11 protein-coding genes are annotated in these 15,546 nt (G+C 65.6%); all 11 read right to left on the bottom strand.

Annotation, left to right across the window (positions count from 1 at the left end; all coding sequences use genetic code 11):
- Window positions 1–76 precede the first annotated feature (76 nt).
- Entirely contained in the window at window positions 77–1,756 is a 1,680-nt protein-coding gene (locus CFB39_RS08585) for a SpoVR family protein (protein ID WP_089472728.1), read from the bottom strand.
- The gene (locus CFB39_RS08580) at window positions 1,753–3,021 is read right to left on the bottom strand and encodes a YeaH/YhbH family protein (RefSeq protein WP_039358726.1); all 1,269 of its coding nucleotides are present in this window, start codon (window positions 3,019–3,021) and stop codon (window positions 1,753–1,755) included. Before CFB39_RS08580 ends, CFB39_RS08585 begins: the two co-directional genes overlap by 4 nt.
- 125 nt (window positions 3,022–3,146) lie before the next feature.
- Complete coding sequence (locus CFB39_RS08575; protein WP_011351905.1) at window positions 3,147–5,069, bottom strand: PrkA family serine protein kinase; 1,923 nt, start codon at window positions 5,067–5,069, stop codon at window positions 3,147–3,149.
- Between the two features lie 552 nt (window positions 5,070–5,621).
- Complete coding sequence (locus CFB39_RS08565; protein WP_089472727.1) at window positions 5,622–7,388, bottom strand: methyl-accepting chemotaxis protein; 1,767 nt, start codon at window positions 7,386–7,388, stop codon at window positions 5,622–5,624.
- A gap of 277 nt (window positions 7,389–7,665) precedes the next feature.
- The gene (gene rbsK / locus CFB39_RS08560; RefSeq protein ID WP_089472726.1) at window positions 7,666–8,595 is read right to left on the bottom strand and encodes a ribokinase; all 930 of its coding nucleotides are present in this window, start codon (window positions 8,593–8,595) and stop codon (window positions 7,666–7,668) included.
- Window positions 8,592–9,623, bottom strand: a complete 1,032-nt coding sequence (locus CFB39_RS08555) for a LacI family DNA-binding transcriptional regulator (protein ID WP_089472725.1) — start codon at window positions 9,621–9,623, stop codon at window positions 8,592–8,594. The genes rbsK and CFB39_RS08555 overlap by 4 nt, the downstream gene beginning before the upstream one ends.
- A gap of 35 nt (window positions 9,624–9,658) precedes the next feature.
- A complete protein-coding gene (locus tag CFB39_RS08550) occupies window positions 9,659–10,678 on the bottom strand; it encodes an ABC transporter permease (RefSeq protein WP_089425354.1) in 1,020 nt (339 codons plus the stop codon).
- Window positions 10,675–12,288 (bottom strand): sugar ABC transporter ATP-binding protein, encoded by a 1,614-nt coding sequence (locus tag CFB39_RS08545; protein WP_089472724.1) that lies wholly within the window; start codon window positions 12,286–12,288, stop codon window positions 10,675–10,677. Before CFB39_RS08545 ends, CFB39_RS08550 begins: the two co-directional genes overlap by 4 nt.
- Before the next feature lie 145 nt (window positions 12,289–12,433).
- Window positions 12,434–13,384 carry a sugar ABC transporter substrate-binding protein gene (locus CFB39_RS08540; protein WP_089472723.1) on the bottom strand — a complete coding sequence of 317 codons (951 nt, stop codon included), beginning with the start codon at window positions 13,382–13,384 and terminating at the stop codon, window positions 12,434–12,436.
- Between the two features lie 277 nt (window positions 13,385–13,661).
- Entirely contained in the window at window positions 13,662–14,048 is a 387-nt protein-coding gene (locus CFB39_RS08535; RefSeq protein ID WP_089472722.1) for a DUF805 domain-containing protein, read from the bottom strand.
- 511 nt (window positions 14,049–14,559) lie between these two features.
- Window positions 14,560–15,486, bottom strand: a complete 927-nt coding sequence (locus CFB39_RS08530) for a CysB family HTH-type transcriptional regulator (protein ID WP_006484201.1) — start codon at window positions 15,484–15,486, stop codon at window positions 14,560–14,562.
- Window positions 15,487–15,546 lie beyond the last annotated feature (60 nt).

Genomic DNA, 15,546 nt, shown 5'->3' with positions numbered 1-15,546 from the left:
CTCCTGCCACGCGTTCGTCATATGAAAACGCCAGCCGCAAGGCTGGCGTCCGATGCAAACTTTCTGCTGGCGACGTTCAGATCCGCACCTCCGGCGGCACGTAGCGGCACTCGTAGCGCTTGCGCACGGTGCCGGCCTCGTCGACGCTTTCCAGGAACACGTCGAATTGCCAGAGCCGCGCCATGTGCTTGAGCACCTCGTCGCTGTCGTTCGACAGGTGGCGGTTGTCGGTCATGAAGTGGCGCAGCGTGAGACTGCGGTCGCCGCGCGTATTCACCGCCCACACCTGGATGTTCGGCTCGCGGTGATGGATGTCGTACTGCCGCGACAGCGCCTGCCGCACGTACTGGTAGCCCGAATCGTCGTGGATCGCCGATACCTCGAGCGAATCGCGCATGTCGTCGTCGAGCACCGAGAACAGCCGCATGTCGCGAATCAGGCTCGGCGACAGGTACTGCGCGATGAAGCTCTCGTCCTTGAAGTTGCGCATCGCGTAGTGCATCGCCGGCAGCCACGGGGTGCCCGCGATCTCCGGAAACCACTTGTAGTCTTCTTCCGTCGGCGCTTCGCAGATCCGCCGGATGTCGCTCATCATCGAGAAGCCGAGTGCATACGGGTTGATCCCGCTGTAGTACGGCTTCGTGACGGGCGGCTGGTAGACCACGTTGCTGTGCGAGTGCAGGAATTCCATCATGAAGCTGTCTTCCAGCTTCCCCTGGTTGTACAGCGTATTCAGCAGCGTGTAGTGCCAGAACGTTGCCCAGCCTTCGTTCATCACCTGCGTCTGCCGCTGCGGGTAGAAATACTGGCCGATCTTGCGCACGATGCGGATCACTTCCCGCTCCCACGGCTCGAGCAGCGGCGCATTCTTCTCCGCGAAATACAGCAGGTTCTCCTGCGGCTCGGGCGGATAGCGGTCTTCCTGCTCTTCCATCAGCTCGGGCTTCTTGCCCGGCAGCGTGCGCCACAGTTCGTTCACCTGCGACTGCAGGTACGCCTCGCGCTCGCGCCGCAGCGCGGCTTCCTTCGACAGCGAAGGCTTCTGCGGCCGCTTGTAGCGGTCGACGCCGTAGTTCATCAGCGCATGGCACGAATCGAGCAGTTCCTCGACGCGATCGAGGCCGTAGCGCTCCTCGCATTCCGCGACGTAGTTCTTCGCGTACACGAGATAGTCGATGATCGCGTGCGCGTCGGTCCACAGCCGGAACAGGTAGTTGCCCTTGAAGAACGAGTTGTGCCCGTACGCCGCGTGCGCGATGACGAGCGCCTGCATCGTCATCGTGTTCTCTTCCATCAGGTACGCGATGCACGGGTTCGAGTTGATGACGATTTCGTACGCGAGCCCCATCTGGCCGCGACGGTAGCTCTTCTCGGTCGACAGGAAATGCTTGCCGAACGACCAGTGACGGTAGTTGACGGGCATCCCGACCGACGCATACGCGTCCATCATCTGCTCGGCGCTGATCAGTTCGAGCTGGATCGGGTAGATGTCGAGCTCGTATTGTTCGGCGACCTGCGAGATATGCGTGTCGTATTCCTCGAGCAGTTCGAACGTCCAGTCGGACGGGCACGGCAGCGGCTTGCGTTCGGCAACGTTCATACGCGCTTCCTTTTGCCCAGGGCCGGGCAAGTCGGCGGCCGGCGGCGGCGGTTCGGCCTGCCCGCGTTGCTGCGATGTGGCAGGGCCGGCCGTGTCGTCGCCGGAAGGGCGCGGCGCATAGCCGCGCGACTCGTTGTGCAGATGGCGGGTCGTCATGACATTTCCACCTGCTTTTCGAACAATTCGCGAAACACCGGGTAGATGTCGGCAGCCGATTCGACTTTTTTCATCGCGAGGTGCGGCTGAGACAAGGCCAGTTGCGCGTATTCCAGCCACAGGTTCTGCTCTTCCGGCGCGACCTGGATATACGCGAAGTAACGCGTCTTCGTGAGGATATCCTCTTCCAGGATTTTGCGACACTTGGGCGAATCGTCGGTCCAGTTGTCGCCGTCGGACGCCTGCGCGCCGTAGATGTTCCACTCGGTCGGCGAGTAGCGCTCGTTCATCACCTTGCGCATCAGCTCGAGCGCGCTCGACACCACCGTGCCGCCGCTCTCGGTCGAATGGAAGAAGGTGTCCTCGTCGACTTCCTCGGCTCGCGTGTGGTGACGGATGAACACGACCTCGATGCGCTCGTAGTTCCGCTTGAGGAACAGGTAAAGCAGGATGAAGAAGCGCTTCGACAGATCCTTGCGCTGCTCGTCCATCGAGCCCGACACGTCCATCAGGCAGAACATCACGGCCTGGCTCGACGGTTGCGGCTGCTTCACGCGGTTGATGTAGCGCAGGTCGAACGGATCGATGAACGGAATCCGCCAGATGCGCCCCTTCAGATGATGGATCTCGGCCTCGAGCACCGCGATCTCCGCGCGCCGGTCTTCCGGATCGCTCTTCATCGCCTCGAGCTGCGCCTCGAGTTCGCGCAGCTCGTTGACGAGCGGCGAGCCGAGCGCGATGCGACGCCCGAGCGCACTGCGCAGCGAACGCACGACGTCGATGTTGTTCGGCGTGCCTTCCGCCGACCAGCCCGCGCGCACGTTCTTCCAGCTCGGCACCGTCAGCAGGTGCGTCTTCACGAGGCGCGGCAGTTCGAGATCGTCGAAGAAGTACTGCATGAACTCGTCGCGCGACAACTCGAATACGAAGTCGTCCTGCCCTTCGCCCTCGTTGCTCGCCTGACTACCCCCGCCGCCCGAGCCGCCCTGCGGACGCGGGATCTTGTCGCCGCGCACGTAGTCCTCGTTGCCGGGGTGCACGTATTCACGACGTCCGCCAGGGGCGTGCCGAAAATTCGGCTCCGCGATGTCCTTGCGCGGAATCGTGATGCTTTGCGTGCTCTGGATATCCTTGATGCTACGGTCGCGCACCGCGTCGGACACGGCACGACGAATGTAGTTCTTGACGCGACGCAGAAAGCGTTCGCGGTTGGCGATACTCTTGTTCTTGCCGGCCAGCCTGCGGTCGATGATTTGATGAAGCACTCCCGGTCTCCCGCTCGAAAGTCGATATGCCGGGACGCTCGCCGCACATGCCGTCTCCCGTCATGCGGGCGGCGTCTCTGAAAACACCCGTACGGCGACGCCGTACGGGCGCGGTACCGCGCGCGTCATGACGACTTGCGCACGCGCAGGTACCAGTCGCAAAGCAGCCTCACCTGCTTCGGCGTATAGCCCTTCGCGACCATCCGGTTCACAAAGTCCTCATGTTTGCGCTGCTCCTCCGCCGAACCCTTGGCGTTGAACGAAATCACCGGCAACAGTTCCTCGGTGTTCGAGAACATCTTCTTCTCGATCACGACGCGCAACTTCTCGTAGCTCGTCCACACGGGGTTCTTGCCGGCATTCGCCGCCCGCGCACGCAACACGAAGTTCACGATCTCGTTGCGGTAATCCTTCGGATTACTGATGCCGGCCGGCTTCTCGATCTTCTCCAGCTCCGCGTTCAGCGCGGCGCGGTCGAAGCTCTCGCCCGTGTCGTGATCGCGGAATTCCTGGTCCTGGATCCAGAAGTCCGCATACGTGACGTAGCGGTCGAAGATGTTCTGGCCGTACTCCGAATACGACTCGAGGTACGCCGTCTGGATCTCCTTGCCGATGAATTCCGCGTAGCGCGACGCGAGCACGTCCTTCACGAAGGACAGGTACTTCTGCTCGGTTTCCGGCGGGAACTGCTCGCGTTCGATCTGCTGTTCGAGCACGTACATCAGGTGCACGGGGTTGGCCGCGACCTCGCTCGAATCGAAGTTGAACACGCGCGACAGGATCTTGAACGCGAAGCGTGTCGACACGCCCGTCATCCCTTCGTCCACGCCCGCGTAGTCGCGGTATTCCTGGTACGACTTCGCCTTCGGATCGGTGTCCTTCAGGTTTTCGCCGTCATACACCTGCATCTTCGAGAACAGGCTCGAATTCTCCGGCTCGTGCAGGCGCGACAGCACCGAGAACTGCGACATCATCTTCAGCGTGCCCGGCGCGCAGACGGCCTCGGCCAGCGACGAGTTGCGGATCAGCTTCTCGTAGATCTTGGTCTCTTCCGACACGCGCAGGCAGTACGGCACCTTCACGACGAAGATCCGGTCGAGCAGTGCCTCGTTGTTGCGGTTGTTGCGGAACGCCTTCCACTCCGACTCGTTCGAGTGCGCGAGGATGATCCCGTCGAACGGAATCGCGCCGAAGCCCTCGGTGCCCTTGAAGTTGCCTTCCTGCGTGGCGGTGAGCAGCGGGTGCAACACCTTGATCGGCGCCTTGAACATTTCGACGAACTCGAGCAGCCCCTGGTTCGCCAGGCACAGGCCGCCCGAGTAGCTGTACGCGTCGGCGTCGTCCTGCGCGTACTGTTCGAGCTTGCGGATATCGACCTTGCCGACCAGCGACGAGATGTCCTGGTTGTTCTCGTCGCCCGGCTCCGTCTTCGCGATGCCGACCTGCCGCAGGATCGACGGATAGCGGCGCACCACGCGGAACTGGCGGATGTCGCCGTTGTATTCGTGCAGCCGCTTGACGGCCCACGGACTCAGGATGTTCTTCAGGTAGCGGCGCGGAATGCCGTACTGTTCCTCGAGGATCGGACCGTCTTCGTCGTAGTCGAACAGCCCGAGCGGCGATTCGTTGACGGGCGAACCCTTCAGCGAATAGAACGGCACGCGCTCCATCAGTTGCTTCAGACGCTCGGCGATCGACGACTTGCCGCCGCCCACCGGGCCAAGCAGATAGAGGATCTGCTTCTTCTCTTCGAGCCCTTGCGCAGCGTGGCGGAAATAGGCGACCACCTGCTCGATCACCTCCTCCATTCCGTAGAACTCACGGAATGCGGGATAGACCTTGATGACCTTGTTCGCAAAGATCCGCGACAGGCGCGGGTCGTTGCGGGTATCGATGTGTTCAGGTTCCCCGATTGCTTCCAGCATGCGTTCACCAGCCGTCGCGTACGCGGATGGATCGTTCTTGCAGAGCGCGAGATACTCCTCCAGCGAGAGCTCTTCCTCTCGCGTTTTTTCGAAGCGGTTCGCGAAGCTGCTGTAAATATCCATGCTACCTCCCTCGCCTGAGTCTGAAGACGTGCCTGCCTTCGTACGACTGCGCAGAAGCAAGCGCGTTCGAATTCATCCTAAACCCTTTCTTATTTTTTTTCACGAACTCTTCGTATGAAGTTCGTCATTCTCGACAACACCGCTTGGACAACACATTTCGTCGTTTTACAATCGACCTCCCGAGCCGCAGAAACTGCATCCGGCGCGTCTCGTCGAACAACGGAACGTCTTGTGTGTTGGACACCTCCGACGTCGTCGCTTCTCCCCTTCATCCCTATACGTTCGAGCGGTCGTTTTCGACGACACGTTGCGCGCGCCGTTACAAATTTTTTTCGCAGCGCCCTTACGGAAATACCCGTACGACGGATGCGGGAACATGACGCACCACCTGTGCACGCATCCTTCGATGCACGTTTCACCCGGCATGCGACGCGGCACGATCGTCATTCATGCCCGTCGCCTGTCACATTTCTTCCGTCGCGGAAACGACGACGCCCGCATGTCGCGGGCGTCGTCGTCACCAAATGGGGATAGATGCGCGGCGCGCGCGAATCAGAAGGTTTCCCAATCGTCCGCGTCGGCGGTAGCGGCCGCTTGCGCGGGTGCTGCAGAAGCCGCGACAGGCCGGCGTACCGGCGCCGCTGCGGCGACGCGTTTCGGGGGTGCGTCGCGCTCGTCGCGCGCAGCAGCCTGGACGGGCACCGCCACCGTTGCGGCGGCCGCACGCGGCGCGTGACGCACGGCAACCGGGGCCGCGACACCCGGGCGTGCCTCGTCTTCATTGAGCTGGAAGACCGCTGCCGTTTCGCGCAGGCGCCCGGCCTGTTCGTCGAGCGATTGCGCGGCAGCCGCGGCTTCCTCGACGAGCGCCGCATTCTGCTGCGTGACCTCGTCCATCTGCGCGACCGCGCGCGCCACCTGGTCGATCCCGCCGCTCTGCTCCTCGGACGCCGCCGCGATCTCGCCCATGATGTCGGTCACGCGCTGCACCGCACTGATCACGTCGCTCATCGTGCGCCCCGCTTCGTCGACCAGCGTGGAACCCGAGCGAATGCGCTCCACCGATGCGTCGATCAGCACCTTGATCTCCTTGGCCGCGGTCGACGAACGCTGGGCCAGGCTGCGCACCTCGCCCGCGACGACCGCGAAACCGCGGCCTTCCTCGCCTGCCCGCGCCGCTTCGACTGCGGCATTCAGCGCAAGAATGTTGGTCTGGAACGCGATTCCCTCGATGATCGCGATGATGTCCGCGATCTTGGCCGAGCTGTCGTTGATCTCGCCCATCGTGCCGACCACCTGGCCGACCACCGTATTGCCCTTGTTTGCAATCTCCGACGCGTTCGCGGCCAGCGAACTCGCCTGGCGTGCATTGTCCGCGTTCTGTTTCACGGTGCCGGTCAGCTGCTCCATGCTCGACGCGGTTTCCTGCAGCGCCGCGGCCTGCTCCTCGGTGCGCGACGACAGGTCGATGTTACCGGCCGCGATCTGGCGCGCCGCGGTCGCGATCGACTCGCTGCCGCCGCGCACGGTGCGCACCGTGTCGACGAGCCCGCGCTGCATCTTGCCGAGGCCTTCGAGAAGCTGGCCCATCTCGTCACGGCGATCCACGACGATCGGCCGGCGCAGGTCGCCCGCGGCAATCGCGTCGAAATGCGCGAGCGCGTCGGCAATCGGACGGCCGATCGCGCGGCTCAGCGTCAACCATGACACCACCGCGGCGGCGAGGCCGGCCAGCAGCGCGACGATCGCCAGCACGCGCACCGTGTCGAACGCGGATTCCGCACGGTCGAAGCCGGCTTGCGCGTCGGTGAACTGGAAGTTGCGCAGCGCCTCGCTCGCCACCGAGAGGTCGTTGTAGCGCGCCTGGAGCTGCTTCGCGCCTTCGCCGATCCGGTCGGTCTGGTTCGCCCCGATCACGCTCGCGAACGCGTCACACTCGTGCTGCAACGCCTGCCGCTTCGCGGCGACGTCCTGCGCGAGCCGGTCTTCCTCCGGGCCGCGCGGCAACGCGAGGTATTTCTGCCACCACGTGTCGGACTGCGCGCGCATCGCGCGGCTTCGTTCGACGGCGGCCGCCGCGTCGGGCGTGCCGGCCAGCAGCGCCCCACGGTCGAGCGCCAGGCGTTCGCGCGCGGCATAGATCTCGGCCACCGAAACGTCGACCGCGCTGGGCATCTGGTTCGTGAAAACCTCGCGCGTCGTGTCGTTCGCGCGCGTCATGCCGTACACGCCAAGCGCCCCGATCACCCCCAGGAGCACCGCCAGAAACGCCATCGTGAGACCGATGCGCGCACGAATCGTCAGGTTTTTGAACACCATCTTCCTTCCTGTGTTGCGTCGTGATGGACGGGACAGGCCCGTCGCTTCGAAGCATTGCTTCACTTGGTGCATTTACGACCATGCAACGCACAACTTGATGGTGTTTCCGCTATTTTTTCGAATTATTCGTCTGTTTATTACAAACAGCTAAATGAATAATGCGTGTTTCAGTGTGTTTGGAAGCCAAGGAATGGGCGGCGCTCCGCTGCCGGCGCGCGTCGCAGGTAGGCGGCCGGCCGTCGTTTGCGACGTACCGGCCGAGAGGCTTGATCGGGCCCTATTCGGCCAGTTCGGCCAGCGTGGGAATCGACGGCTGCGCGCCCGCTCGCGTGACCGACAATGCCGCGGCGCGTTGCGCGAAGCGGATGGCCGTATCGACGTCCGCGCCGGCCGCGAGCCGTGCGGAAAAGCCGCCGATGAAGGTATCGCCGGCCGCCGTCGTGTCGACGGCCTGCACGGCCGGCGCCGGATAATGCCGCGCCGCGCCGTCGGCCGTCAGCGCCAGCACGCCGCGCGCGCCGAGCGTCACCAGCACGTTGCGCGCGCCGCCTGCCTGCAGCACGCGCGCGGCGGCTTCCGCCTCCGCCGGGTCGCGCACCGGCAGCGCGGTCAGCGCGGCGGCCTCGACCTCGTTCGGGATCAGGTAATCGACGAGCGGCAGCCAGCCGTCCGGCAGCGGTGCGACAGCCGGAGCCGGATTGAGCACCACCGTGCGGCCGAGCCGCCGCCCGGCCGACAGCGCCGCGAACACCGTGTCCGGCGGTGTCTCGAGCTGGCAGATCAGCACGTCGGCCGACGCCAGTGCGGCCTCGTGCCGGGCGACCGTCTCGGTCGTGACCTCGCCGTTGCCGCCCGCGACGATCACGATCGCGTTCTGGCTCGCATCGTCGACGACGATCAGCGCGACGCCGGTCGACGCCGATGCGCTCGTCGCGAGCCCCTTACAGTCGATCCCCTCGGCTTCGAGCCCCGTGCGCAGGGCCGTGCCGTGCGCATCCGCGCCGACGCAGCCGATCATCGCGACCTGCGCGCCGAGCCGGGCGGCCGCGACGGCCTGGTTGCCGCCCTTGCCGCCCGCCGCCTGCGCGAACGCATGACCGGCGAGCGTTTCGCCCGGCAGCGGCAGGCGCGACGCGCGCACGACGAGATCCATGTTGAGGCTGCCGACCACCGTCACGCGGCCGGTGCCTGCCGCGCGCGCCGTCATGCGCGACCGCCGGAGGCCGGCGGCTCGCGGTAGACCGCCGTCGATTCGCGCAGCACGAGGCGCGGCGACACGACGCGGCGGCGGCTCGGCACGGCGGTCGAGCCGCCGCCGATGCGCTCGATCAGCGTCTGCGCGGCCATTTCGCCGAGCGCGCGCACCGACTGGCCGACCGTCGACAGGGCCGGATACGTGTAGCGGGAGAATTCGATGTCGTCGAACCCGATGATCGAACAGTCGTCGGGCACGCGCATGCCGCGCTCGGCCGCCGCGCGCAGCGCGCCGACGCCCATCAGGTCGTTGCCCGCGAAGATCGCGCTCGGTCGCACCGATTCGAACAGCCGCGACGCCGCGTGATAACCGCCGAGGCACGAGAAGTCGCTTTCCGCGATCGCGCCCGGCACGATGTCGACCCCGCGCTCGGCCATCGCGCGGATGAATCCGTGCACGCGCATGGCGCTGACCGCCGTGTCGGTCGGCCCCGTGATGCAGCCGATCTTCGCGTGCCCGAGCTCGAGCAGGTGACGCGTCGCCAGGTACGCACCGCGCTCGTGGTCGATCTGCACGAGGTCGGCCGCGAGCCCCTCGATGTTGCGGTCGACGACGACGAGCGGCGCGTGGATATCCGCGAGCGTCTGCGCGAGTACCGCATCCTCGCCCGCCGACGCGACGATCAGCCCGTCGATACGTTTTTCCTGCAGCACGCGCAGGTAGTTGCGCTGCTTGACGGGATCGTCGTCCGAATTGCAGAAGAACACGCAATAGCCGTTGGCCGCGCACTGATCCTCGATCCCGCGCGCAATCTCGGCGAAGTACGGATTCGTGCTGTTCGGCACGACAAGGCCGATGGTCGCCGTCGCACGCGCCTTCAGCGAGCGCGCCACGGCCGACGGCACGTAATTCAGCTCGCGGATTGCGCCCTCGACCTTCGCACGCACATCCGCGGACACCGGCCGCGAATTGTTCACCACGTGCGAGACGGTCGTAAACGACACGCCCGCCATGGCCGCCACATCCTTGATCGTCGCCATTTCCCGTTTCTCTCTGGTCTGTTCTGTCTGTCTTTCTACCGCACGCGGGTGCGCCGGCTGCGATACGTATCGAGCACGACCGCCACCACGATCACCGCGCCGGTGATGATCCGTTTCGTCGGCTCGTTCGCACCGATCTGCGCCAGCCCCGCGGCCAGCACGGAGATGATCAACACGCCAAAGAACGTGCTGATCACCGAGCCGCGCCCGCCCATCAGGCTCGTGCCGCCGATCACGACGGCGGCAATCACCTGCAGTTCGAGACCGACGCCCGCATTCGGGTCGGCCGCCTCGAGCCGCGAAATCTGGAACAACGACGCCAGCCCTGCGAGGGCGCCCATCAATGCGAATACGAGAATTTTATACGGCCTCGGGTTAACCCCTGCAAGTCGGACCGCTTCTTCGTTCGTGCCGATCCCGACGAGATAGCGTCCGAACACGGTGCGCGTCAGCACGAACTGGGCCGCGATCATCACCGCGACCGCGATCAGGAACGCCGGCGAGATGCCGAGCGTGATCGGGTTCGACAGGAAATCGAACGCGTCGCCGATGTAGGCCGTGCGCGAATTCGTCAGCTGGTACGCGAGGCCGCGCGCGGCCTCCAGCACGCCGAGCGACACGATGAACGACGGGATCCGCCAGCCGACGGTAACCGCGCCGGTCAGCGCGCCCGTCGCGGTCGCGACCGCGATGCCGATCAGCGCGGCCGGCAGCGGCCCCCACTGCCATTTCAGCGCGGCGACGCTGACCATCGACGCGGCGAGCGCGAGCACCGAGCCGACCGACAGGTCGATCCCGGCGATGATCAGCACGAAGGTCATCCCGACCGACATCACGACGAGATCGGGAATCTGGTTCGCGATCGTGCTGAACGTATCGTAGGTCAGGAAATGCGAGCTCAGCACCGAAAACAGCGCAATCATCGCGGCGAGCGCACCGGCGAGCCCGAGATAGTTCGACAGGCCGAGCCGCGTGCCGGACAGCGTGCGCGCACGGCGCCCCGTCACGTCCTGCTGCGCGCCTGCGTCGGTCGGGGTTACGGGAGGCTGGGTCATTGCGGTCGTCCTGTATTCGAAGTGCCGGGAGCGGCGCCTTGCGCCTGCCCCGCGTCCGGATGCTGCGCGCCGCCCGGCGGCGTCTCGCGGCCGAAGCCGGCGAACGCCGCGGCCAGCAGCGCATCCTGGGTCCAGTTGCCGCGCTCGAACACGGCGGTCATGCGCCCGGCCGACATCACGCCGATCCGGTCGCAGATCAGCATCAGCTCGCGCAGGTCGCTCGACACGACGACGAGCGCGCGGCCTTCGCGCGCGAGCGCGCCCATCAAAGTGTAGATCTCGAACTTTGCGCCGACGTCGATCCCGCGCGTCGGCTCGTCGAACAGCAGCACGCCCATGTCGCGTGCGAGCCAGCGGCCGATCACGACCTTCTGCTGGTTGCCGCCAGACAGCTCGCCGACCGCCTGCGTCGCGCCGTGCGTGCGGATCCGCAGCGCGTCGATCTGCTGCTCGGCGAGCGCCGTTTCGCGCGCGCCGTCGACGATCCCGCCGCGCGCGAGCCGGTCGAGCTGGCCGAGCGACACGTTCGCGGTGATCGACTGCGTCAGCAGCAGCCCTTCGCCCTTGCGATCCTCGGTGATCAGCGCGATGCCCTGCTTCACCGCCTCGACGGGCGAACCGATCCGCACCGGCTTCGGCGGCTGGCCGATCGCGATCGTCCCCGCGTCCGGCGCATCCGCGCCGTAGATCAGCCGCAGCAGCTCGGTGCGCCCCGCACCGATCAACCCCGAGATGCCGAAGATCTCGCCCGCGCGCACCTCGAGCGACACGTCGCGCACCGCCGTCCCGCGGCCGAGGCCCGACACGACGAGCCGCGGCGCGCCGATATGACGCTCGCCGAGATCGATGTGCTCGCCGATCTCGCGCCCGACCATCAGCGTGACGAGCCCGTCGGACGTCGTCGCCGCCATGTCGCCCGCGTGGACGAGCCGGCCGTCGCGCAGCACCGCGACGCGCTCGGCGACCCGTGCGAGTTCCTCGAGCCGGTGCGAGATGTAGACGATCGCGACGCCGCGCGCCTTCAGCCGGTCGATCTGCTCGAACAGCAGCTCGACTTCACGCGCGGTCAGCATCGCGGTCGGTTCGTCGAGAATCAGCACACGGCAATCGCCGATCAGGTTGCGTGCGATCTCGACCATCTGCTGGTGGCCGATGCCGAGCGCGCCGACCGGCGTATCGGGATCGACCGCGTCGAGCCCGACCTGCGCCATCGCGGCCCGCGCATCGTCGCGCAGCCGCACGCGATCGATGATCCCGAAGCGCCGCGGCAGGCGGTTCAGGAACAGGTTTTCGGCGACCGTCAGTGTCGGCAGCAGGTTCAGCTCCTGCATCACCATGCGCACGCCGAGTGCCTCGGCCTGCGTCCGGCTCGCCGGCGCATACGGCTTGCCGCCGAGCTGCATCGTGCCGGCGGTCGGCTCGACGAGCCCGCCGATGATCTTCGACAGCGTGCTCTTGCCGGCACCGTTCTCGCCCGTCAACGCCAGCGCGTGGCCCGCCTCGAGCGTCAGCGTGACGTCGGCGAGCACGGGTTCGGCATAGGTCTTGCCGATGCCGGAGACGGACAGCACGGGAGCGGCTGCGCGGGAGGGTTGGAAAGTCGGGTCCATCGCGATCCTGGTTGCGGCCGCGCGCACGCGGCGCGCGGGTGTGACGCTCACAAGTGCATGTGCATGCAGTGGCCGTGATCGCGCTCACCCCGGATAACGGCCGCCGCGCCCAATTCTTGAGGGCGGCGGCCGCATCGGGGCCGCGTCACTTCGTCACGAGATCCACCGGCGTCTCGACCACGCCCGACATGTCGGCCTGCTTGCGATGCTCCGCAATCGCCTTGAGCGCCGTGTCGATACCGAACACGGCCTGCTTCGCCGCGTACTGATCGGCGGTCGCGAGCACGCGGCCGTCCTTCAGCATCGGCTTGATCGCGTTGATGTTGTCGTAGCCGACCACGAGCACCTTGCCCTGCTTGCCGGCCGCGCGCACGGCCGACACGGCGCCGATCGCCATGTTGTCGTTGCCGCACAGCAGCGCCTTCAGGTTCGGGTATTCGTTGAGCATCGCGGCGGCGACCGCATTGCCCTTGTCGATCTCCCATTCACCGGACTGCACCGACACGACCTTCATCCCGCCCGCCTTCATCGCGTCCTGGAAGCCGGCCGTGCGCTGCTGCGCATTGGTCGTCGTCGACACGCCTTCGACGATGCCGACCTGGTCGCCCGCCTTCAGCCGCTTCGCGAGGTAATCGCCGATCTTGCGCGCGCCCTTGCGGTTGTCCGGGCCGACGAACGGCACGTTCAGGTTCTTCGACTTCAGCACGTCGGGATCGAGCCGGTTGTCGATGTTCACGACGACGATGCCGGCGTCGACCGCCTTCTTCACGACCGGCACGAGCGCCTTCGAATCGGCCGGCGCGAGCACGATCGCGTCGACCTTCGACACGATCATCTGCTCGACGATGCGGATCTGGTTCGCGGTGTCGGTTTCGTCCTTGATGCCGTTGGTGATCAGGTCGAACTGGCCCGCGTTGTGTTTCTGGTATTCCTTCGCGCCCGTTTCCATCGTCAGGAAGAACTCGTTGGCGAGCGACTTCATCACGAGCGCGACCTTCGGCTTGGCTGCCGATTGCGCGTGGACGGCCGGTGCGGCGGCGACCGCGACGGCGGCGAGCGCGGCGGTCAGGAAGCGACGGCGAAAGCGAACATTCATACTCATCTCCTGGCGACCGGCCCCTAAGGACCGGACTATTGTTTGACTGTTGTTTTAATGTGAGCAAACGTTTGCGCCACACTACCCGGGCAATAGCCATCGATGCTGCTGTCGGTACCACGGAAGGAAGCGAGGCAGACGGCCGACTGCCTGGCGCGTGCTGTCGTTTACGCGCCGCCGCCGGCGGGACGCCGGCGGAGTGAAGGCTATGCTGTACCGATTCGCGTCGGTGTGCAACCTGTCTGATCAATATTTAAGGGTTTATTCGGAGCGCGTGTCACGCCGGGCCCCGCGGCGCCGGTTCGTCTTCATCGGCCGACGGCGGCTCGCCGAAGCGGTTCGCGTGCGGCGTTCCGGCGATGAAGCCGTTCATCACGAGCAACGCGAGCGCGCCGACGATCGGCACGAACAGCAGCAGCATCCACCATCCCGACTTGTCGATGTCGTGCAGCCGCTTCACGCCGACCGCAATCGACGACCACACCGCGACGACCGCGATGACGACGGCCACCAGCATCACCAGCGGCGGCAGATCGTCTTCCGGCGCACCGCGGGAACCCGCATCGAAAATCGCGCTGAGTACGGTGGAAACCAGCGCGTAGATCCACCACGGCAGGCGTCCGATCCGGCCTTCGAAGGAAAAGAGAAGCCATTTCAGATTCATTGTTTACCTCTTCGTCACGCGTGTTGCGTGCTGCGCGACAGGTCTCCGAGCGTGCCGGGACCGGCGATCCACGTGCGTTGTTTCTTGAAGGCGGACGGGCTGCCGGCTTTGCCTTTCGCACTTCGTTCCGGTGTTGCGCGTTGCGTCGCTGGTGCGATCCGGCCGGCAGGATCGCGACCAACGGACGGCCCGAGTGCGCGTCACCCGGCATTCACGCGCATTGAATCACATTTGCCGGCCGATGGATCGCTCGATATGGCAGATGGCCGAACCCGACACGAAGCGTGCACGCGCACCCTCTTGTTCTTGTCGTTGGGTCGGCAAGCGAATACATGTCGTTCGCCGCGCGCGGCGAAGAATCGGAAGGAAACCGCGATGGCGGTCGATGATACGGTGAGTCGAATCACCCAGGCAGCGGCAAATCGCCTGCCGCTGCCCAATACATGACAACCCGCGCCGGTATGTCGCGCCATCCGCGGTGAGCGCGCGGATGACGCACGACGCGCTGCCGTCAAACGGCTTCGCGCAACAGCCCCGCGATTTCCGCTTCGTTCAGATGCGGCGCGAACATCTCGATCAGCCGGTACGCATACGCGCGCAGGAACGCGCCCTTGCGCAGCCCGACCCGCGTCGTGCTCGCTTCGAACAGATGCTGCGTATCGAGCGCGACGAGCCCCGTGTCGCGCTGCGGATCGTAGGCCATCGCCGCGACCACGCCGATCCCCATGCCGAGCTCGACATAGGTCTTGATCACGTCCGCGTCGATCGCGGTCAGCACGACGTCGGGCACGGCGCCCGCCTGCGTGAACGCCTGGTCGATGTGCGAGCGGCCCGTGAAGTCCTGGTCGTACGTGATGATCGGGTACTCGGCGATTTCCTCGAGCGTCAGGTTCTCGCGGCCGACGAGCGGATGGCCCTTCGGCACGACGACCGTGTGGTGCCACGAATAGCACGGGAACGTGACGATGTCCGGATAGCGGTCGAGCGCCTCGGTCGAGATGCCGAGATCGGCCTCGCCGTTCAGGATCATCTGCGCGATCTGCTGCGGGCTGCCCTGGCGCAGCGCGAGATGCACCTTCGGGAACACGTCGGTGAACTGGCGGATCACCTTCGGCAGCGCGTAGCGCGCCTGCGTGTGCGTCGTCGCGACGACGAGGTGGCCGCTGTCCTGGTCGGCGAACTGGCGCGCGACGCGGCGCAGGTTCTCGGCGTCGAGCAGCATCCGCTCGATCAGCTGGTGCACGGCCTTGCCGGGCTCCGTGAGCCCCGTCAGCCGCTTGCCGCGCCGGATGAAGATGTCGACGCCCAGCTCATCCTCGAGATCCTTGATCTGCTTCGACACGCCCGACTGCGACGTGTACAGCACGTTCGCGACTTCCGTCAGGTTCATGTTCTGGCGCACCGCTTCGCGCACGAACCGCAATTGCTGAAAATTCATGGGTATGCCTCTTAGGCTGTCGTTGTTTGATTGTCGATTCCGAGCGTATCCCGCCCCCTG

The sequence above is a fragment of the Burkholderia sp. AU6039 genome (assembly GCF_002223365.1).
GTDB lineage: Bacteria > Pseudomonadota > Gammaproteobacteria > Burkholderiales > Burkholderiaceae > Burkholderia.
The sequence above is the reverse complement of the archived record's forward strand: the minus strand, read 5'-3'. Positions and strand labels throughout refer to the sequence as shown.